We start from the raw sequence: 19,768 nt of genomic DNA on the forward strand, positions 1-19,768 counted from the left end.
GTCTGGGACGGACGTCCGCGCTCACGCGCAGGCGTAGCCTTGACGGGTTCGGCCGCCTTCTGAACGGCGGGCGTGGCCTGCCCCGTCGGTGCGGTCGCGGAGGCGACCTCCGTGGGGGCGACGGCCGGGACCGTTGGGGTCGCGGCCGGCCCGGCGACCGAAATCGCTTCCTTGGGTTGGGGCTGTTCGGCCGCTGGCTGACAGGCCGCCAATAGGCCTGTAGCCGCCAGCGCCGCGGCGATTTGAATCTTCATCATCTTCTCCAAAAAACTAGAACCAGGCCCTGATGCCGACCACCACTCGGGTGTCTTCGGCGCTTCGCCCTCGCGCTTCGGCGAAATCGCGCGTGTCGCCAAAGCTCCTGGTCCATTCGACCCCGACATAGGGCGCGAATTCGCGATGGATCTCATATCGCAGACGGGCGCCGACCTGCAGGGTGGACAGGCCTGACCCGATCCCCAGCTCCGGGATGTCCTCCGCAGAGAGGCTCACCTCGGCGCGAGGCTGAAGGATCAGCTTCTGGGTGATCCTCTGATCATATTCGGCCTCGGCGCGCGCCGTCAGTTCGCCCTTGTTGGACAGGAAGGCTGCGGCGTCGACCTCAAACCAGTAGGGCGCCAGGCCCTGGACCCCGACGACAAGGTCAGTCCGGTCGCCCTCGGGCCGATAGGTCTGCCGCAGACCGGTCTGGAAGTCGAAATAGGGGGTGAAGGCGCGGCTGTAGAGCGCCTGGAGCTCAGCCTCTTCGAGCTCTCCGCCGAACTCGCCCTCGCCTTCCGACTTCCACCAGAAGCGATGAATGTCCCCGCCGTACCAGCCCTGGGCGTCCCAGGCATAGCCCTCCTCGCCGTCGACGGACGTCGCCTCCAACTGGTCGATCATCACCGCGCCCACGCGAATGTCGCCGTTTTCAGCCAGCAGCACCCTGCGCGCCGCCGCCATGTCCCCGGCGCTGAAGATCTGGTCCGCCACATGGGGAGGGCCGTCCAGCGCGCCGGCTGGAGGCGGCGTCTGAGGCGGGCGTCCCGGATTGTCCGCGCCTGTCGGAACGTCCGGCGGCATGGCCATTCCGGCCATGCCGGCCATGTCATGTCCCGCATGAGGATCCGTCTGCCCCGCTGGAGCCGACGCCATGGGCATGGTCGACATGTCATGTCCCGCGTGAGGGTCCGTCTGCCCCGCTGGAGCAGGCGCCATCGGCATCATGGACATGTCATGTCCCGCCTTCGCCGGCGCAGGGTGGGCCTGCCCCATGGTCGACATGTCATGACCGGCGTGAGGCTCCGCCTGCCCCGCTGGAGCGGGCGCCATGGGCATGGTCGACATGTCATGTCCCGCCGTCGGCGGCGCGGGCTGGGCCTGTCCCATGGTCGACATGTCGTGACTGGCGTGGGGATCCGTCTGCCCCGCTGGAGCGGGCGCCATCGGCATCATGGACATGTCATGTCCCGCCGTCGCCGGCGCGGGCTGGGCCCGCCCCATAGTCGACATGTCGTGACCGGCGTGAGGATCCGCCTGCCCCGCTGGAGCGGGCGCCATTGGCATGGTCGACATGTCGTGGCCGGCGCCTGCGGCGCGGGCGGGTACGGTTCCCGGAGGGCAGGCCGAGACAGGAGACTGGCTCATCCCCGCGCGCCCCGTCGTCGTCGCTGCTGAACCCGTTGCGACGCATCCCTGCGTCGGAGGGGAAGCTTGGCGCGTCGGCGAGGTTGCGCCGTGTCCGGCATGGGTCTGCGCCAGGGCGGGCGTGGCCGCCAGGATCAGAGGAACCAGAGCAACGGAGACCCGGATCATGACGCCGCTCCTTCCATCGGACGAATGGTGACGACGTTGAACATGCCGGCGTGCATGTGCATCAGCAGATGGCAATGGAAGGCCCAGTCTCCCGGGTTGTCGGCCGTGAGGTCGAAACTGAGCTTGCCGCCGGGCGCCACATTGACGGTGTGCTTCAGGGGCTGGTGCCCGTCCGGCCCGCCCGTGACGAGCTCGAAGAAGTGCCCGTGCAGATGGATGGGGTGGGCCATCATGGTGTCGTTCACCAGGGTCACCCGTACACGTTCATTCCGTTCAAAACGGATCGGTTCGACGAGTTCGCTGAATTTTCGGCCGTCGAAGCCCCACATGAACCGCTCCATATTGCCGGTCAGGTGGATCTCCATGGAGCGGCTGGGCGCGCGTCGGTCCTTGTTGGGCGTCAGCGACACGAGGTCGGTATAGACCAGCACCCGGTGGTCGACCTTCTCCAGACCCTGCGGCCTTTCGCCGAGCCGGTTCGCCGGCATCGGCGATATGGTCTGGACTCCCACGCCCACCGCCATGTTGGGCGGCGCATTGGCGGGATCGCGCATGTTCATGGCGCCCATGGATCCGTGATCCATCGCGGCCATGGCCTCGCCAGCCGGGGCGGCGGCGCCGTGGTCCATCCCGGGCATGGCGCCGTGATCCATTCCGGTCATCGGCGCGGCGCCCATCCCCTCCATTCCGCCCATGCCGCCCATATCCATGCCGCCCATGTCCATACCCATGTCCTTCATGGTCAGGGTCGGCACCTCGCGCAGCGGCGGAACCTCGGCCGTCATGCCCAGGCGCGGCGCCAGGGTCGCGCGCCCCATGCCCGAACGGTCAATGGCCTCGGAGACGATGGTGTAGGCGCGGTCCTCAAGCGGGCGGACGATGACGTCATAGGTCTCGGCCACCGAGATCTGGAACTCGTCGGTCTCGACCGGGCGGACATTCTCGCCGTCGGCCTGGACCACGGTCATGGCCAGACCCGGGATACGGACGTTGAAGATCGACATGGCCGAGGCGTTGATGACGCGCAGGCGCACCCGCTCGCCGGGCCGGAACAGGCCGGTCCAATTCTCCTGCGGGCCGTGGCCGTTGATCAGATAGGTATAGGTCGTGCCGTTGACGTCGAGGACGTCGCGGGGGTCCATCCGCATGGCTCCCCACATCCGGCGCTCGGAGAGGCTCATGCCGTCCGATCCGTCCAGCAGACCCGCCAGGGTCGTCCGGTGGCGATTGAAATAGCCCGGGCTCTTCTTCAGCTTGGCCAGGATTTCATGCGGATGCATGAAGCTCCAGTCCGACAGGACCAGGACGTGTTCACGGTCATAGCCGACCGGATCGACGCCCGCCGGATCGATGACGATGGGACCGTAGTGGCCCAAGGCCTCCTGCAAACCCGAATGGCTGTGATACCAGAAGGTCCCTGACTGACGGACCGGAAACTCATAGACGAAGGTTTCGCGCGGCTTGATGCCGGGGAAGCTGACGCCCGGCACGCCATCCATCTGGAACGGCAAGAGGATGCCGTGCCAATGTATCGACGTCTCCTCGTCCAACTGGTTCGACACCGCAAGGCGAACATTCTGTCCCTCGCGCAGGCGAAGCAGCGGCGCCGGGAGCTGACCGTTTATCGTTGTCGCGGCGGCCGTCCGGCCGTTCACGGTGAACGGCGACTGTCCGACCGTAAGATCAATGCTGGCCCCCGTGAGCGTCGGGTAATCCGCGCGCAAGCCGGGAGAGCCCGTCTGGGCCCAGGCCGGTAAAAGGCCCTGCAAGCTCAATACGCCGCCGCCGACAACAGCGCCGCGCAGCAGGCTTCGACGATCCAGCGTCATGGCATAGTCCTCACGGCCGGTCCGTTCGGGAAGCGAACCGGGCTCTCTAAAAGGGATACGCACGCGGGACCTCCCTTCCCTCGGAAGCCTGATGCAGCAAAATCCGTGACGCCTCTTGGGTTCCGAAGGGATAGGCCTATCAGGTTTCGAGGCGCAGCAGCTGCGACAGCTTCTGGCGCGCCCGCGCCACCCGCATCTCGACCGCCTTGACCGACAGCCCGAGGATTTCGGCGGCTTCGCCATGGGACCGCTCCTCAATGGCCGTCAGCAACAGCGGCTCTTTCAGCTTCGGCGGCAATGTGGCGATTGCGGCATGCAGACGCTGCGCCTGCTCGGCGGCTTCATAGCGGTCCTCCGTGCCGGCCACCTCGTCCGCCACGGCCAGGGCCTCCGAGGACTGGAGATCGGCGCCGCCCATGAACAACCGGCGGATGTTGCGGCGACGGCTCCAGTCCCGGCATTTGTTGATGGCGATGGTCCGCAGCCAGGCCTCGAAGGATCGTTCCGGATCATAGCGGCGGATGGCCAGCCAGGCCGCGGCATAGGCTTCCTGCACCAGATCATAGGTTTCATCGGCGTCGCCGACGTAGCGGCGGACGAACCGATAGAGACCCGTCTTGGTTTCTCCCACGAGGGTTTCGAACGCCACGACGTCGCCGTGGGCCGCTTTCGTCTGCAGGGCTTGGCGGTCCGGCACGGATGCTATTGCGTGTCGGCGGTGAGCGCCTTGACAACGCTCCGGTCGAAGCGTTGAGCCTGAGCCTCGTTCATCACCGTCCGCATCTCGAAGATATGGGCGATGGTCGCCTGCTGCAGGGCCCCCATGGCGTCGTGGAAATGATCCACGGCCGGCTGGACCGTCCTGCTGTCGCCGTTGCTGACCCTGATGGCTTCGGCCAACTCGCGATTGGCCGCCTGGACGCGACCTTCCATCTGCACGCGCTGCCCGGCGAACCGGGTTTCGATCCCCTCGATCTTGGCCAGCTGCTGCGGCGACAGATCAAGATCCTCGTGGACGATCGCGTGCAGGGAGGGCGGGGCCTGCTTGTTGAGCACCCAGCTGGCGCCGGCCCATGCGCCCACGCCGCTCGCCGCCGCAGCCAGCGCGACCGTCACGGCGATGGATTTCCAGGCGATCGCCATCAACCCGCTTCCAGCCGCACCAGGGGCGATGTCGCCGCCACCGAGAAGATCGCCATCTCCGAGACGCTCGGCCGCGCGAATGTCGCCCCGAGACCGCCGTTGGCGACCCCGATCACCAGAGCCAGGGCCACTGCGGCCAGGCGAATCCGTTCGGTCGCCCGCTGGGCCTGGATCGCCTTCACGCGGCTCCAGACGTCCTCCTCGAGCCGATCGAGCGACACGCCGTCGCCGGGCGCGGAGCGCGCGAGCCAAATTCCGAGATCATCCATGATCGGTGCCTTTCGACGTTCTTACTGGGGATACGCATGACCCTGCGCTCATCCCTCACCTCGGGATCGAGCCGCTGCCTCACTGTGGCGCATTTTGAGGGGCGCAAGCCAGACCGTGCGTAGGAGAATTATAGCGGGTCTTCGCCGGGAGGGGCGAAAGCATGGTCATTGAAAGACTGGATACGGCCGTCATCGGCGGGTTCATGGCCGCCTCTCTATTCATCTCGTCACGCGCGCTCTGACCGATGGCGGCGCTCATTCCCTCATCTGGAAAGCATCCGTTTCCGGACGCCATCGCCCCGCTGACCAGCGTCCGGTTCTTCCTGGCGCTCGGCGTGGTCCTGTTCCACTACCAGTTGACCTGGACCCTCCCGCCCGAGGCCTCGGGCCTGTTGAATCGCGCGCGCCTGGGCGTCGACGTCTTCTTCATCCTCTCGGGCTTCATCCTGACCCACGTCTATCTGCAGGGCGACGCCGCACCCGATTTCCGGCGTTTCATCGTCGCGCGGTTCGCGCGCATCTACCCGGCCCACCTGTTCATCCTTCTGGCGATGCTGATCCTGGTGGCGGGAGCGGGCCTCGTCGGGGTCGCCCTGGAGGCGGGACGCTTCAACCTCCCCCACTTCCTGATGACGCTCTTTCTTGTCCAGGCCTGGTTTCCCTATCAGGACGCTGAGTGGAACGGCCCCTCCTGGTCCCTCTCGGCCGAATGGTTCGCCTATCTGATCTTTCCAGCCTACGCCTGGATCGCGCTGAGGCTGAGACGCCGTCCCTGGCTCATCATCGGCCTGGCCGTCCTCCTGTTTGTCGTTCTGGACGCGGTCTACCGGGCCGTCTTCGGCCCCGTCCTGCCCCGCGCCGAGGGCAGCATGGGCATCCTGCGCATCCTGCCGGAATTCCTCTACGGGATCGGCCTCTACTATCTCGGCCAGGGGTTTCGGGTTTCGCCGAGAGCCTCCCTCGCCCTGGCGGCGGGCTCCACAGGCCTGCTCCTGTTCGCCATGCAATATCCGCTCGACGATCGCCTCATCGTCCTGCTTGCGGGTCCCTTTCTCCTGGCGCTAGCCCTGCTCGCCAAGTCCGGCGCCCGGACCTTCCTGTCCGCCCCGGCCTGGCTGTTCGCGGGCGAAGCCTCCTTCGCCCTCTACATGGTCCACATCCCGGTTCTGATGGTCTGGCGAAACCTGGCTGAGAAGCTCCTCGGCCTGCCCTCCGACTACCGGATGGGCCTCTGGGAGCTCGCCCTGCTCCTGGCCCTATCGCTCGCCGTCGCGGCCTTCGTCCATGTGGCCGTGGAGCGGCCCGGTCGGCGCATCCTTCGTCGGCTTCTCGCCCGACGTCACCCCACGCCCCGGCCCGAGCCGGGACGTTTCGTTCAAAGCGACCAAGGAGAATCCCTTTGACCTATAGATCCATGATCATCGCCGTCGCCGCCCTCGCCGCTCCGGCGATGATCGCGGCGCCCGCGCTGGCGCAATCGACGCCCGCGCTGGCGCAGTCAACGGCTGAGGCCAAGGCCGTCGCCGTGCTGGACGGATACCGCGGCGCGCTCGAGGCGCTCAGCGCTTCGCGTGCAGAAACCTTCTTCTGGCCGGACGCCCAGGTCTTCGAGCAGGGCGGGGTCGAGGGATCCATCTCCCAGTACCTGTCCCACCACCTCGCTCCGGAACTCGAGGAATTCTCCAGCTTCACCTTTCAGGATCACGTGACGAAGGCGACGGTCGTCGGCGACATCGCCTATGCGACCGAGACCTATCGTTTCCGGATCGCGTTCAAGACGGCCGGCCGGGCTCCGGTTGAACGTCGCGGCGTCGCCACGAGCGTCCTGAGACTGCGTGACGGCGAATGGCGCATCGTCAGCTATCACTCCTCGACCCGGGCCCCGCGACCGGCGTCCTGACGACGTCCAAACCGCGCCCCAGACTGGCGCATCCCTGTTCCCAGCCTCGCCTTCAGAGCGGGGCTGGGAACAGCCTCGGCCAGCCCGACGTTGACCCCGAAGGATCAGATCCGTCGCGCTCTTGAAGGATGGGTTCGGCCGCTGGTCGAGACGCCCGTCAGGGGCCTGCGAAGGATCCATTTCGAGAGGAACTCGAATGCCCTCGCCAGACAAGACGGAATCCCCGACCTCCATCGCCGATCCCGACCGTCGGGACTTCATCCACGTCGCCGCAGGCGCCATGGCCGTCGGACCCGTGGGCATGGCCCTCTGGCCCCTGATCAACTCCATGAACCCGGCGGCCGACACCCTGGCCCTCTCGTCGGTCGAGGTCGACTACGGCAAGGTCCAGCTCGGCCAGCAGATCGTGGTCAAATGGCGCGGAAAGCCGGTCTTCATCCGCCACCGCACCCCCAAGGAAATCGCCGAGGCGGTCGCCGACGACGACGCGCCCCTGCGCGACCCGGCCACGGACGCCAGCCGCCACAAACCGGGAAAGGCCGAATGGCTGATCCTGATCGGCGTCTGCACCCATCTGGGGTGTATTCCGACCTTCGGAACGGGCGACTACGGCGGCTGGTTCTGCCCGTGCCACGGCTCCCACTACGACACAGCCGGCCGCATCCGGAAGGGCCCGGCGCCCAAGAACCTCTACCTGCTGGACTACGCCTTCCTGAACGAGACCCGGGTCAGGCTCGGCTAGGAAAGACCCTCCCCCGCGCTGACGACGCAAGGGAGGGCTTCATCGCACCGGGGCGTCCGAAGCGACGCTGGCCGCGTCGAACGCCATGGCCTCACATCATCATCATGGCGGCGGGCGGCGCGAGCGTCCCCATCACCGCCACCAGCCCCAGAAGGAGAACCGCCAGGGCCGTCTCCAGCAAGAGACTGCGTCGCAGGGCCCTGATCGCCGACGGCTTCTGGCTCTCATCCTCCAGAGAACGATGAAGACAGGGCGTCAGGACAAAGCGATTTGACGCGGCCAGGGCCAGCATGCCCACGAAGACCGTCAGTTTCGCGCTCAGCAGAAGGCCATAGGGCGTCGTCAGCAAGGCGCCCAGCCGATCGGGACCGACCAGGAACCAGGTGTTCACCAGACCCGTCGCGACCAGGAGGCCGACCGCTAGCGTGCCCATGCCGGCGAAGCCGTGCAGAGCGTCGTGGGTCAGTCGATCCCGCTCCGGATCTCCATGAGGAATGGCCAGGAACAGGCCCAAGGCGGCGAGCGCGCCCAGCCACATGGCTGCAGCAGCCGCGTGAATGATGTCCGCCCCGAGATGAACGAAGCCCGGGACGCCCTCGGTTGCGGCGCCGTGGCCGGTCCAGGCCAGACTGGCGCAAACCATCAGACCCAGAACCGTGAGGTCGATCCAGGTCGCCCGGCCAGGTCGGAGAACTAGAAGCAGCACGCCGGCCAGGGCTGCGACCAGCGCTCTCGCCACAAAGGCGCGACCGATCTCCATGTCGAACGCCATATAGGCCAGAGACGCCGGTTTCAGCGCCTCCGCCATCGACCCCGCCATGACGGCCGTCTGCAGGACCAGAGCCGCAAGCGAGGCCGCCGCGGTCACCGCCGCTGCAATCAGCAGCGTCTTTCGCGGCCATCTTTCGACGGCCGCGTCCGACGTGGGCATCCTGAAGGCGAAGAACAGGGGCACGCCCAGCAGGAGCATGGCGCCCACATACTGGGCCAGCCTCAGAAGGACGACCGCGAACTCCAGCATGGCTCAGCGCACGATAAAGGTCGTGGAGCCCGTCATGCGGTGACCGTCGGGCGAGGCCACGCGCCAGTTGACCGTATAGGCGCCGGCCGCCAGAGCGGTTCGAGGCGCCCCGCTGAGGGTCTTGCCGTCCTTGGAGACCCGGGCCTGAACCGGAATGACGGTTCCCTGGGCGTTGGCGAGGTCAAATCCCGAGAAGGCCGGAGCCATGCGCTCGCTGAAGGTGAGGCTGATGGTGCGCGGCGCCGACACCGTGGCGCCGGTCGCCGGCGTGGCGCTGACAAGGCGGGCGTGGGCGTCGGCCTGGCCCGCGAACAGGGACAGCGCGGCGGCCGCGCCGGCCAGGGTTGCGATCTTGAAACGGTTCACGTGTTTCTCCTTGAGGAAACGCCCCTCTCTCATAGATACGCAAGCCTGCGGTCTTCCCCTCAAGACCGGCGGCGCCCGGCGCTTTCGCCGGCTGCCCCCTAAAGCCTGACCGCCCGCAGACGCAGCGCATTGGCGATGACGCTGACCGAGGACAGCGCCATGGCGAGGGCCGCCAGCGCCGGCGACAGCATCAGGCCGAAAACCGGATAGAGGACGCCGGCCGCCACAGGGATCCCCAGGGTGTTGTAGCCGAAGGCGAACACCAGATTCTGACGGATGTTGCCCATGACGGCCCGGGACAGATGCCGCGCCCGGACGATGCCCTGGAGATCGCCGCCCAGCAGGGTGACGCCCGCGCTCTCGATGGCCACGTCTGAACCGGCGCCCATGGCGACGCCGACGTCGGCGGCGGCCAGGGCCGGCGCATCATTGACGCCGTCTCCGGCCATGGCGACGACGCGCCCCTCGGCCCTGAGCTGCTGGACGACGGAAGCCTTGTCCTGCGGCAGCACCTCGGCCCGGACATCGTCGATGCCCAACCTCCGCGCCACGGCTTCAGCCGTCGTGCGATTGTCGCCTGTCATCATCACCAGCCTAAGGCCAGCGGCCTTCAGGTCGCGGATGGCGTCGGCGGTCGTGGCCTTCACCGGATCGGCGATGCCGAGAACGCCGGCCACAGCGCCGTCAATGGCCACGAAGATGGCCGTAGCGCCCTCCTCCCGCAAAACCTCTGCCGCCGCCTCGAGGGGGGCGACATCGATCCCGGCCTCCCTCAGGAAGCGGGCATTGCCCAGGAACAGACGACGGCGGTCGACCAGGCCGGTGACGCCGCGCCCGACCGGGCTGTCGAACTCCGCAGCCTCGGAAAGCGTCAGGCCGCGATCGGCGGCGGCGCGCACGACGGCGTCGGCCAGGGGGTGTTCGCTGCCCCGCTCCAGGCTGGCGGACAGGCGAAGAAGCTCGACTTCGTCAAAGCCCTCGGCCGGTCGGATCGCCGTGACCGACGGTCGTCCCTCGGTCAGGGTGCCGGTCTTGTCGAGCACCAGGGTGTCCACCTTCTCGAACCGCTCCAGCGCCTCGGCGTTCTTGATGAGGACGCCGGCGCGCGCGCCACGCCCCACCCCCACCATGATCGAGATCGGCGTGGCGAGGCCCAGCGCACAGGGACAGGCGATGATGAGAACCGTCACCGATGCGACCAGGGCGTAGGACAGGCGCGGGTCGGGTCCGATCACGCCCCAGACCGCGGCGGCGACCACGGCGATGCCGATGACGGCCGGCACGAACCAGCTGGACACCAGGTCGGCCAGGCGCTGGATGGGCGCGCGGCTGCGCTGGGCCTGGGCCACCATCTGGACGATCTGGGCCAGAAGGGTGTCGGCGCCGACCTTGTCCGCGCGCATGAGGAAGGAGCCCGTCTTGTTCAACGAACCGGCGATGACCCTGGCCCCGGCCTCCTTGGTCACCGGCATGGATTCCCCGGTCACGAGGGATTCGTCGATGGCCACGCGCCCTTCGAGGATCTCGCCGTCGACCGGGATTTTTTCGCCCGGTCGAACGCGCAGCCGATCCCCGACCGCCACGAGGTCAAGCGTCACATCCTCGTCGGCGCCGTCGTCGCGAACACGACGGGCCGTCTTCGGCGTCAGGTCGAGCAAGGCCCGGATCGCGCCGGAGGTCTGTTCTCGCGCGCGCAACTCCAGGACCTGGCCGACCAGGACGAGCACGGTGATCACCGCCGCCGCTTCGAAATAGACGGGCGCGCTGCCGTCCATGCGCAGCATGGCCGAGGGAAACAGCCCCGGCGCCAGCACGGCGGCGACGCTGTAGATCCAGGCTGCGCCGACGCCGATGGCGATCAGGGTGAACATGTTGAGACGCCGGTTCAGGATAGACTTCCATCCCCGCTCGAAGAATGGCCAGCCGGCCCACAGGACCACAGGCGTCGCCAGCACGAACTGGATCCAGTTCGATGTCTGGCCCGAAACCCGGTCCGCGAGCCCGGTCAGGTGACCGCCCATCTCCAGCGCGACGACCGGCAGGGTCAGGACGGCGCCGACCCAGAGCCTGCGCGTGAAGTCCTTCAGTTCTTGATTGGGCGTAGCCTCGGCGGTGACCGTCTCGGGCTCCAGCGCCATGCCGCAGATCGGACAGGCGCCTGGTCCCACCTGACGCACCTCGGGATGCATGGGGCAGGTGTAGATCGTCCCGGGCGGCGCGGGCTTCGCCTCGGGCTTTTCGCCGAGGTATTGCCCCGGGTTCGCGACGAATTTCGTCCGACAACCCGCTGAACAGAAGACGTAGTCGTGGCCTTCGTGTTCTGAGCGATGCTGAGCGGAAGCTCGATCCACGGCCATGCCGCAGACCGGATCAATCGCCTTTTCGCCTTCATGCGGAGAGCCTTGGTGGGCATGGCTCTGGTGAGGGTCGTGGGCCGTCGGCATGGCGTCACTCCTGTCAGCGCCCGACCGGCCGAGAGTCCTGAATGGTTCAAGACGCGCCGGAAGCGTATGCTGGATGGTCTATCAAGACCGATGATGCAGTCGGAAACAAGCCTTGCTTCTGAACCAATCGGAACGCCGCCGAAGACCAGATGAGCGGCGCAACATGGATGGTGGCGGATGATCGCTGCTGCATCGACAGTCCGGCCAGGATTCAGGCGGCGTGCGCCGCCGTGCAGCAGGCTGGAAAATGAAGTCCCGGGCGATCGCCGCGACCACCAGGTCATGGGCGCCCGGGTCATGACTGCGATGACCGGAGACCTTCCCAACCCGAAGCCAGAACGGGTCTTCCGACCATGAAGTCCCGCGCCACAGGAGTTTCAGCGTGAATATCGGCCAAGCCTCTCGCGCCACGGGCGTGTCCGCCAAGATGATCCGCTACTACGAATCCACAGGACTGATCCGGCCGGCGGAGCGCACCGGAGCAACTATCGCGCCTTCGGCGATCGCGACATCAACGAGCTCCGGTTCATCCGCCGCGCCCGCACGCTCGGTTTTTCAATCGAAGACATCGTCATCCTGCTCTCCCTGTGGCGCGACCGGACGCGGCCCAGCCGGGAGGTCAGGGCCGTCGCCGAGCAGCGCCTCGCCGGCCTTCATGCCCGCATCGCCGAAATGCAGGCCATGGCTGACACCCTGGAGACCCTGGCGCGTTGTTGCGCAGGCGATGAGCGGCCGGATTGCCCCATCCTCGCCGACCTAGCTGCGGCGCGTGAAAACTGACGACCCGAGACGCCTGACATAGGGGCGCAGCACGGAGAACGGCCATGACCTACCGTGACATCATCGTCGATGCGACGCCGAGGGACGATCTCGTCCAGACCCTGGAACAGGCGCGCGATCTGGCCGCGAAGTTCGACGCTCGGCTGACGGCCCTGTGTTTCGCCTGGCCCCGGAGGTCAGCACTGAGGACGGCCGTGGCGAGTTCGCCCCTGTCAGTCCTAGAAGACACGCGAAGAATGGACGCCGCCCTCGCGGGCGCCCACGAGGCCTTTCTACAGGTGTTTGGCTCCGGCTCGAACGCCCCCGCATGGCTTTCCGGCATGGCGGAGCCGGCCCCCCTGCTGCGCCATCACCTGCTCGCCGCAGACCTGCTCGTCACCTCGTCGCCCCCGCCGATCGACTGTGCGCTTCCTCACGCCGGCGAACTCGCCATCCACGGCGGCGGCCCCGTCCTGCGTCTTGGACGCAAGGACGCGGACCTCAGTCTCGCCAATGCGGTCATCGGCTGGAAAGACGCCCCCCAGGCCAGACGCGCCCTTCATGACGCCCTGCCCTTGCTCCGGCGCGCCCGGGCCGTGACCGTGGTCGGCGTCGGCGACGAGGTCGAACAGGATCGACTTGCAGACGTCGCCCGGCATCTCGAGCGGCATGCTGTGGCGGCCGCAGTCAGCCACGTCCCGGCGACAGCAGGAACAGCGGTCGCCGCAGACCTTCTCGCCGAAGCCCGCCGCCTTTGGCGCCGACCTGATCGTCACGGGGGCCTTTGGCCGCGGGCCCTTGGCGCAACGCCTATGGGGCGGAATGACCAGCGGCCTTCAGGACGACGCCCACCTGTCCTGGCTGCTGTCGCACTAGAACAGTCCCGTGTCCGGTGCTCCGCCCTTCAGAATGCGCCGATATTCGCCCATTTTGAGAAGACCGCAGCGCGACCGCACCTCCCCCTCGATGGGAGCCAGGAGGCCCGCCGACATTCTTTCGGACGCGCACTCCAGCGCTAGGCACGGCCCCTCAAGATACTATACAGGGGTATTCTATGGCGCACACATCAACCAACAAGAAGAAGCTCGTCGCCCGCGTGCGGCGGATCGCCGGTCAACTGGGCGCGATCGAACGGGCCATCGAAAGCGACACCGACTGTTCGCAAGTCCTTCAACAGGTCGCCGCGGCACGCGGCGCCATGGGCGGGCTGCTGGAAGAGCTGATCGAGGACCACCTGCGCCATCACGTCGCCCACCCCGAACTGAGCGACGCCGAACGTCAGAACGGCGCTGAAGAACTGATCGCCATCATCCGCCGCTATTCCAGGTAGTCCACGCCCATGACCCTGTTCGATACCGAACACCTGACCCACGACCACCACTTCCTGAGCCGCGCCCATGACGAGAACGCGCGTCGAACCCTGTGGGTCGTCGGCCTGACCGCAGTGATGATGGTCGGCGAAATCATCGCCGGCGTGATCTACGGCTCGATGGCCCTGCTGGCCGACGGCTTCCACATGGCCACCCATGCGGGCGCCCTGGCCGTGGCGGCGGCCGCCTACGCCTACGCCAAACGTCATTCCGCCAACCGGCGGTTCAGTTTCGGGACCGGCAAGGTCGGCGATCTGGCCGGTTTCGCCTCGGCGCTGGTCCTCGGCATCGTGGCGCTGGGCATCGCCGGCGAGTCCGTCGCCCGGCTGCTCGACCCCCGCTCCGTCGCCTTCGGACAGGCCGCCCTGGTCGCCATCCTCGGCCTGGGGGTCAAACTGGCGAGCGCCCTGCTGCTGGCGGGCGGCGGTCATCACCATGGCCATCATGGTCATGGTCATGGCCACCATCACCATGAGGATCACGACCATCATGGTGCCCGGGAGGGTCAGCCTCATGAAGGCGGACATCGCGACAACAATCTGCGCTCAGCCTATTTCCATGTCCTGGCTGACGCCCTGACGTCGGTTCTGGCGATCATCGCCCTGGTCGCCGGGCGCTACCTGGGCTGGGTATGGCTCGACCCCGTGATGGGGATCGTCGGCGCCATTGTCATCGCCCGCTGGTCATGGAGCCTGATGCGCGACACGGCGGCCGTTCTGCTCGATACGACCGACCGCCACATCGAGGCCGAAGTGCGCGAATGCGTCGAGGGACCGGGCGACGTCCGCATCACCGATCTGCACGTCTGGCGCATCGGTCCAGAGGCCCATGCCGCCATCGTCAGCGTGACCGGCGGCGTCGACGGCGACACGGTTCGCGCCCGGCTCAGGCCGGTTCATGAACTCGGGCATCTGACCGTGGAATGCCGCTGAGGCGTCACCGCAGCCTACGGCCGAAGCCATCCCCGCCGAGCCAAACGAAGCGCATGCCTATCGTCATCGGCTGACCGGCAACAAATCGGCGTTCACCGCGCTTATGTGGAGGATGCGGCGACTTCCAGGGAGGTCGCCGCAAGTCCTCAGTGGCCGCGCGCTGCCGGAAAGGCGACCGGCAAAGGAGCCGGGCCATGCATTCGCCCCCGAATTCCAGGAACGACGTGCGGTCATCTGCGACCTCCGCAGAGGCTCTGAGCCCTATCCTCTCGCGCGTCCCGGCCGGCCAGACGTCCATCTGGCGATGCCCGCGTTGCCATGGAGCGCTCGCCTGCAGCAAGGCGACCCTCGATTGCAGGAGGTGCGGCCATGCCTATGGCCAGGTCGACGGCATCCCCGACCTGCGCGTACCGGGGGAAAGCTGGATCGATTTCGAAGAGGACCTGGCGACCGCTCGCGAGGTCGCGGCCCTGGACCTTCCGCTGGAGGATCTGGTTCGCGCGGTCTACGCTCGCCGTTCCGGGTGGGATGAAGACCTGATCGGGATGAGAACGCGTCAGGTCCTGGCGGCGCCCGAACGCCTCCATGGGGATATCTCGGGCTGGCTGGCCGAGGCCACCTCCCAGGATGTCTGGCTCGATCTGGGCTGCGGCCCGGGGATGCTCCTGGCGGCCGCTGCGGACATGAAGCGGCCCGGCTCCGGCATTGGCGTCGACGTCTCGATGACCTGGCTGGTTGTGGCCAGGCGCCTGATTCTGGCGCACGGAGGGAGGCCGATCCTGGCCGCCGGCCTTGGAGAGGCCCTGCCCCTGGCCGACGGAGCCCTATCGGGCGTCGTCTCGCTCGACGTGATCGAGCATGTCGATCGCCCCGACGCCTATCTTCGCGAGATCGACCGCGTGACCCGGCCGGGCGGACGCCTGGCGCTGAGCACGCCCAACCGCTTCAGCCTGGCGCCGGAACCCCATGTGATGGTGTGGGGCGTCGGCCTTCTGCCGCATCGCTACCAGGCTCGCTATGTCGCCTGGCGGAGCGGCAAATCCTATGTCTCCACCTGTCTCATGAGCAGCATCGGGCCTCGCCGGATATTGAAACGCTGCACGAACTTCGCAGCCAGGATCATCATCCCGCCCGTCCCGGAAGATGAGATCAGACGCTTTTCCCCCACCAAGGCCAGACTCGCCCGCCTCTACAACAGCCTTTCGGGCGAAGTGGCGTTGCGCGCGGTCTTCTTGCTGATCGGCCCCTTCTTCAGGATCACCGGCGTCAAGGAGACAAGCCTGCCCGCCTGAGGCCGCCGGATCAGCCGGATCGACAGAAGGGGTCGAGGCGTTCAGCAGGCGCCGCAAGGCGAGGCGAAACGACGTCGCCAGTTGAGTCCGTGAGCGGCGATCAGGATCAGTCCCCCGAAGACGGTGACGAGCGTCCCCCAGGCGGCCGAGGGCGTTTCCGTTGCGCCCGCAAAAAGCAGGACCACGCCGAGCGTCGCCAGCCCGATCACGATCCTGGAAAGGCCGCGCCGCTCCCGGAGCAGGGTCCAGCCGGACAGGGCTGCGGCGGCGAAGGCCAGGGCCCAGTGCGCCCATGCCGTCTGCACCCAGGCGCCCGCCAGGGACAGGGCGCCGGCGGCGACGGACAGGACCAGGCAATGGACCAGGCACAGGCTGGACAGGAGAATGGACAGGGCGTCGCCCGTCCGTCCTCCGGCGCGCCCGCCGATCCCTGGCCTTGCGGCCCCCTGTTCCACCGTCGCCGTCATCTTCGGCCTAGAACCGGTAGGCCACGCCGAGGCGCAGATTACGGCCCGGCAGGGGCGCGATGTCCTTGAGGAAGGAGACGTGCTCGCGCGCCTCCTCGTTGGTCAGGTTCCGGGCCTCGGCGAAGACCGTCACATTGCGGTCCGCCAACGGCCTCCAGGCCCCCGAGAGATTCAGCAGGGTATAGCCGTCCGTCGGCATTTCCCCCTCGGCCACCTCGTCCTGCAGGCCGACCCGGCGCACCTCGACGGCGGCGTCGAACGGCTTTGACGTCCACGCCAGGCGGGCGGTCGCCGAATAGGGCGGGATCCGCGCCGCCGGTCCCAGGTCGGTGTCGGCCTTGACGTAGTCGGCGGCGCCTTCCAGCGACAGCTTGCGCGCGCCGCTCTCCCACAGGGCGTAGGCGCCTTCGGCCTCGAAACCATAGAAGTCCGCCCCGGTCTGGACGAACTGATAGATCGGGAAGAGCTCGCCCTCGGCGTCGAAACTCTCGCCCGTGGGCCGCTCGTCGATGAAGCCGTCGTATTTGGATCCGTACAGGTGGAGGTCCCCGCTGAAGCGGCCCTTGTCGTAGTGGGCCGTGGCCTCCAGGGTCGTCACCTTCTCGGAGTCCAGGTCGACATCCCCGGCCTCATAGGCGGCCGTGGCGACGTGCAGGCCGTTCGCGAACAGCTCGACCTCGCTGGGCGCCCGCTCGTTACGCGCCAGGCTCAGGCCGAGGAAGAGGCCCGGAGCCGGGCGCAGGAAGACCGCGCCGGACGCCGACCAGTTGTCAAACCGGCGCTCCACCTGATCCGCGGTTCCCAGCGGCGTGGCCGCCAGGGTGCGTCGATCGAACCGCAGACCGCCTTCGAAGCCGAGGCCGCCGCGGTCAAGGCGCTGGACGGTGTAGACGCCCGTCTCCTCGATATCGACCGAGGGGATATAGGCCTCGGCGCCGACCGCTTCGAAGGTGCGTGACAGGCCCTGGACGCCGACCGCACCGTTCCAGCCGTTCCGTTCGCGCTGGACCAGGTCAATCCGCACTTCCTGGCCGTCCGAGTTGAACACCGTGCCCGGCTCGCCCGGTCCTTCGAACTCGGTATGGGTGTATTCGGCATGGCCGTAGGCGCCGCGGATCGCTTTGAAAGGCCCCGCCTCGAACCGGTATTCGCCGCGCACGTCCTCGCGCGTCTGGTCGAGGTCTATGAAGACATCGGGTTCGGCGACGGTGCCGTATTCGCTCTGCGTGTCCTTGTAGGAGACGCCGATGAAGCCCTTGGAGCCGATGTAGGAGCCGCCGACGCCCCAGGTCGTCAGATCGGTATAGCTGTTGGCCTGGGTCCCGCCCGGTCCGCGCTCGACGCCTTCGGCTTCGGCCAGGCGGCGAGAGATCGCAGGCGACGGGATGTCATAGTCGTCGGTCTTGCGCCGCACGCCGTCGATGTTGAAGGCGAAGGGGCCCGCGCCGATGGTGACGCGGCCGAAGAGGCTGCGTCCGTCGTCGACGCTGGAGGCCTGGGTGGAGACCACGCCCGAAAGGCCGCCTTCCGGCAGTTCCGTCGGAACCCGGTCGTCGATGATGTTGACCACCCCGCCGATGGCGGAGCCGCCATAGACCAGGGTCGCCGGCCCGCGGATGATCTCGACCCGGCTGGCCTCGGCCGGATCCGTCGCCACGGCGTGGTCGGGCGAGATGGAACTGGCGTCGATCAGGCCGATGCCATTGCTCAGAACCTGGACCCGCGGACCGGACAGGCCGCGAATGACCGGGCGACTGGCGCCGGGCGCGAAGCTGGTCGACCGCAGGCCGGGCCGCCCGGCCAGAAGATCTCCCAGGGACGAGACCGGCGCAACGGCCAGGGCCTCTTCGTCCAGCACGTCGGTGGCGATCACGGTGGCGCGGTGGCTGACGCCATAGGGCGCCGCCGTGACGATCACGTCCGCCACCTCGACGACCTCCTCCGGCGCCTTCTGGGCCTGGGCCTGGCTCTGGGCGGCGGCGGCCCCGGCCAGGCAGCTCCAGGCGGCGGCCGTCAGGAGGAGAAGACGCGGCGACCGGACGGGGGAAAGCGATACAGACATGGGGAACCTCGGACGGCGAAGACCGCGCCGCAACCTGTTATGAGATAACATCACGACCCGTCAAGACGCCTCGACCTTCGCCCTCCTTCCGGGCCGCCCGTCGACCATTCCGTTGCGACGGACTTGCGACTGAAAATCAGCCTGCTAAGGACGAAAGCGCCCCATCGTGAGCCCATCATGACCGCATCCCTTTCCAGCCGACTGCGTCGCCTCTGGCTGGACGTCCATCTCTGGATCGGCGTGGGGCTGTTGATCGCCATCATTCCGCTCTCGACCTCCGGCGCCATCCTGGTCTGGAAAGACGGGCTGGAGCGCCTCACTCACCCCGAACGCTATGCGGTCAGCGGTCCGGACGTCAGGCAGGCGCCGTCGATCTATGTCCAGGCCGCCGAGACCGCCTTCAAGGGCCAGGCCGACTTCACCCAGCTTCGCCTGCCGGAGAAGGCGGGAGACCCGGTCGTGGTGGTGGCTCGGCTGAAGGAAGAAGACGCATCCGGCGGCCGACTGCGCAATCTCAACGTCTGGATTGATCCCCCAACCGGCAAGGTTCTCGGTCTGGCCGACGTCTCTCGCGCCTTACCCCAATGGCTGCACCGACTGCACGGGTCTCTCTTCATTCCGAAAGTCGGCCCCAAGTTCGTCGGCGGGCTGGGCTGGGCCATGTTCGTCAGTTGCGCCACCGGCCTGTGGTTATGGTGGCCGCGAAACGGCGCCGTGCTGAAGGCCCTGCGCTGGCGCCGCGGTCCGTCCATGCTGTTCAACCTGCACCACATGATCGGTTTCTGGATCTGCCTGCCGCTGGCCGTCCTGTCCCTGACCCGTGTCTACATATCCTTCCCCCAGACCAGCCGCGCCCTGTTCGGGGTCCACCAAGCCGAAGCCGGATCCTCCGCGCCGCAGGGCGACCGCTTCGCCCCGCCGATCCCCCATCCCAGTCTTGAGATCGACGCCGTGCTCCGAAGCGCCCAAGCCTCGACGGCGGGGGCCCGGATCATCAGCATCAGCGCGCCGATCATAGGAAATGAGCCCTCCTGGCGCATTCAGATCGCCCCGCCGGGACAACCAGCTCCCACAACCCTGCAGATCGTCGACGCCTCCGGCCAGATCAAGCCTGGCCAAGGTCCGACGGGCGGTGGTGATCCCCTCTCCCGCTGGATGCGCAACATCCACGACGGCGGCGACACCGGCCTGATCTGGCAGACCATCATCGTCCTGGGCGGCGTCTCCCCGGTGATCCTGTCGATCACGGGCCTGATCATGTGGCTTCGTGGGGGGGGGCGGGGCCCCCCCCCCGGCCCCCCCGGGCGGGGGGGGCCCCCCCCCCCCCCCCCCCCCCCCACCACCCCCCCCGCGGGGGAAGAGTTTTGCACAAACCGAC

18 protein-coding genes and 1 pseudogene are annotated in these 19,768 nt (G+C 67.6%); 8 read left to right on the top strand and 11 right to left on the bottom strand.

Features of this window, described 5'->3' with window-relative positions:
• Positions 1–270: 270 nt before the first annotated feature.
• From ACI2KI_RS06040 to ACI2KI_RS06060, 5 genes are all read right to left on the bottom strand, one after another.
• Positions 271–1,794 carry a copper resistance protein B gene (locus ACI2KI_RS06040; protein WP_225910414.1) on the bottom strand — a complete coding sequence of 508 codons (1,524 nt, stop codon included), beginning with the start codon at positions 1,792–1,794 and terminating at the stop codon, positions 271–273.
• Positions 1,791–3,623, bottom strand: coding sequence for a copper resistance system multicopper oxidase (locus tag ACI2KI_RS06045; RefSeq protein ID WP_178828402.1), 1,833 nt, complete (start codon positions 3,621–3,623; stop codon positions 1,791–1,793). The genes ACI2KI_RS06040 and ACI2KI_RS06045 overlap by 4 nt, the downstream gene beginning before the upstream one ends.
• Before the next feature lie 139 nt (positions 3,624–3,762).
• Entirely contained in the window at positions 3,763–4,320 is a 558-nt protein-coding gene (locus ACI2KI_RS06050; RefSeq protein ID WP_003169544.1) for an RNA polymerase sigma factor, read from the bottom strand.
• Between the two features lie 5 nt (positions 4,321–4,325).
• On the bottom strand, positions 4,326–4,766 hold the full coding sequence (locus ACI2KI_RS06055; protein ID WP_178828404.1) for a periplasmic heavy metal sensor: 441 nt from the start codon (positions 4,764–4,766) through the stop codon (positions 4,326–4,328).
• Positions 4,766–5,035: a hypothetical protein gene (locus ACI2KI_RS06060; RefSeq protein ID WP_003169542.1), complete on the bottom strand. Its 270-nt coding sequence runs from the start codon at positions 5,033–5,035 to the stop codon at positions 4,766–4,768. Before ACI2KI_RS06060 ends, ACI2KI_RS06055 begins: the two co-directional genes overlap by 1 nt.
• A 245-nt stretch (positions 5,036–5,280) precedes the next feature.
• Here ACI2KI_RS06060 and ACI2KI_RS06065 point away from each other — a divergent pair, with 245 nt between their 5' ends.
• From ACI2KI_RS06065 to petA, 3 genes are all read left to right on the top strand, one after another.
• Positions 5,281–6,438 (top strand): acyltransferase, encoded by a 1,158-nt coding sequence (locus ACI2KI_RS06065; protein WP_178828406.1) that lies wholly within the window; start codon positions 5,281–5,283, stop codon positions 6,436–6,438.
• Positions 6,435–6,935, top strand: coding sequence for a nuclear transport factor 2 family protein (locus ACI2KI_RS06070; RefSeq protein WP_207826215.1), 501 nt, complete (start codon positions 6,435–6,437; stop codon positions 6,933–6,935). Before ACI2KI_RS06065 ends, ACI2KI_RS06070 begins: the two co-directional genes overlap by 4 nt.
• 196 nt (positions 6,936–7,131) lie before the next feature.
• On the top strand, positions 7,132–7,677 hold the full coding sequence (gene petA / locus ACI2KI_RS06075; protein ID WP_207826212.1) for a ubiquinol-cytochrome c reductase iron-sulfur subunit: 546 nt from the start codon (positions 7,132–7,134) through the stop codon (positions 7,675–7,677).
• Positions 7,678–7,768: 91 nt separating this feature from the next.
• Here petA and copD read toward each other — a convergent pair whose 3' ends face one another.
• The 3 genes from copD to ACI2KI_RS06090 all read right to left on the bottom strand — a co-directional run bounded on the left by copD (position 7,769) and on the right by ACI2KI_RS06090 (position 11,508).
• Positions 7,769–8,698: a copper homeostasis membrane protein CopD gene (gene copD / locus ACI2KI_RS06080; protein WP_178828408.1), complete on the bottom strand. Its 930-nt coding sequence runs from the start codon at positions 8,696–8,698 to the stop codon at positions 7,769–7,771.
• Positions 8,699–8,701: 3 nt separating this feature from the next.
• The gene (copC, locus tag ACI2KI_RS06085; protein WP_370523723.1) at positions 8,702–9,064 is read right to left on the bottom strand and encodes a copper homeostasis periplasmic binding protein CopC; all 363 of its coding nucleotides are present in this window, start codon (positions 9,062–9,064) and stop codon (positions 8,702–8,704) included.
• A 98-nt stretch (positions 9,065–9,162) separates the two neighbouring features.
• Positions 9,163–11,508, bottom strand: coding sequence for a heavy metal translocating P-type ATPase (locus tag ACI2KI_RS06090; RefSeq protein ID WP_404618478.1), 2,346 nt, complete (start codon positions 11,506–11,508; stop codon positions 9,163–9,165).
• Positions 11,509–11,890: 382 nt separating this feature from the next.
• On the opposite strand from ACI2KI_RS06090, the pseudogene cueR reads away from it, so the two are divergent.
• A pseudogene (gene cueR / locus ACI2KI_RS06095) lies at positions 11,891–12,288 on the top strand (Cu(I)-responsive transcriptional regulator).
• Between the two features lie 272 nt (positions 12,289–12,560).
• Here cueR and ACI2KI_RS06100 read toward each other — a convergent pair.
• Positions 12,561–13,043, bottom strand: coding sequence for a hypothetical protein (locus tag ACI2KI_RS06100; protein ID WP_312781896.1), 483 nt, complete (start codon positions 13,041–13,043; stop codon positions 12,561–12,563).
• A 278-nt stretch (positions 13,044–13,321) separates the two neighbouring features.
• On the opposite strand from ACI2KI_RS06100, the gene ACI2KI_RS06105 reads away from it, so the two are divergent.
• The 3 genes from ACI2KI_RS06105 (at position 13,322) to ACI2KI_RS06115 (ending at position 15,861) form a co-directional block, all read left to right on the top strand.
• Positions 13,322–13,597 carry a metal/formaldehyde-sensitive transcriptional repressor gene (locus tag ACI2KI_RS06105; protein ID WP_178828414.1) on the top strand — a complete coding sequence of 92 codons (276 nt, stop codon included), beginning with the start codon at positions 13,322–13,324 and terminating at the stop codon, positions 13,595–13,597.
• Between the two features lie 9 nt (positions 13,598–13,606).
• A complete protein-coding gene (gene dmeF / locus ACI2KI_RS06110; protein ID WP_404618481.1) occupies positions 13,607–14,569 on the top strand; it encodes a CDF family Co(II)/Ni(II) efflux transporter DmeF in 963 nt (320 codons plus the stop codon).
• Between the two features lie 194 nt (positions 14,570–14,763).
• On the top strand, positions 14,764–15,861 hold the full coding sequence (locus ACI2KI_RS06115) for a methyltransferase domain-containing protein (RefSeq protein WP_207826198.1): 1,098 nt from the start codon (positions 14,764–14,766) through the stop codon (positions 15,859–15,861).
• A 41-nt stretch (positions 15,862–15,902) separates the two neighbouring features.
• Here the strand turns inward: ACI2KI_RS06115 and ACI2KI_RS06120 are convergent, their stop codons facing one another.
• Both ACI2KI_RS06120 and ACI2KI_RS06125 read right to left on the bottom strand, forming a co-directional pair.
• Positions 15,903–16,328 (bottom strand): MerC family mercury resistance protein, encoded by a 426-nt coding sequence (locus tag ACI2KI_RS06120; RefSeq protein ID WP_207826197.1) that lies wholly within the window; start codon positions 16,326–16,328, stop codon positions 15,903–15,905.
• A gap of 7 nt (positions 16,329–16,335) precedes the next feature.
• Entirely contained in the window at positions 16,336–18,390 is a 2,055-nt protein-coding gene (locus ACI2KI_RS06125) for a TonB-dependent receptor (RefSeq protein WP_404618484.1), read from the bottom strand.
• Between the two features lie 177 nt (positions 18,391–18,567).
• Between ACI2KI_RS06125 and ACI2KI_RS06130 the strand changes: the two genes are divergently transcribed.
• Positions 18,568–19,768: PepSY-associated TM helix domain-containing protein (locus ACI2KI_RS06130; RefSeq protein WP_404618486.1), on the top strand; the 1,201-nt coding region annotated here is incomplete at its 3' end.

Origin of the sequence: Brevundimonas sp. NPDC046655 (assembly GCF_044901625.1) — a bacterium.
Lineage (GTDB): Bacteria > Pseudomonadota > Alphaproteobacteria > Caulobacterales > Caulobacteraceae > Brevundimonas.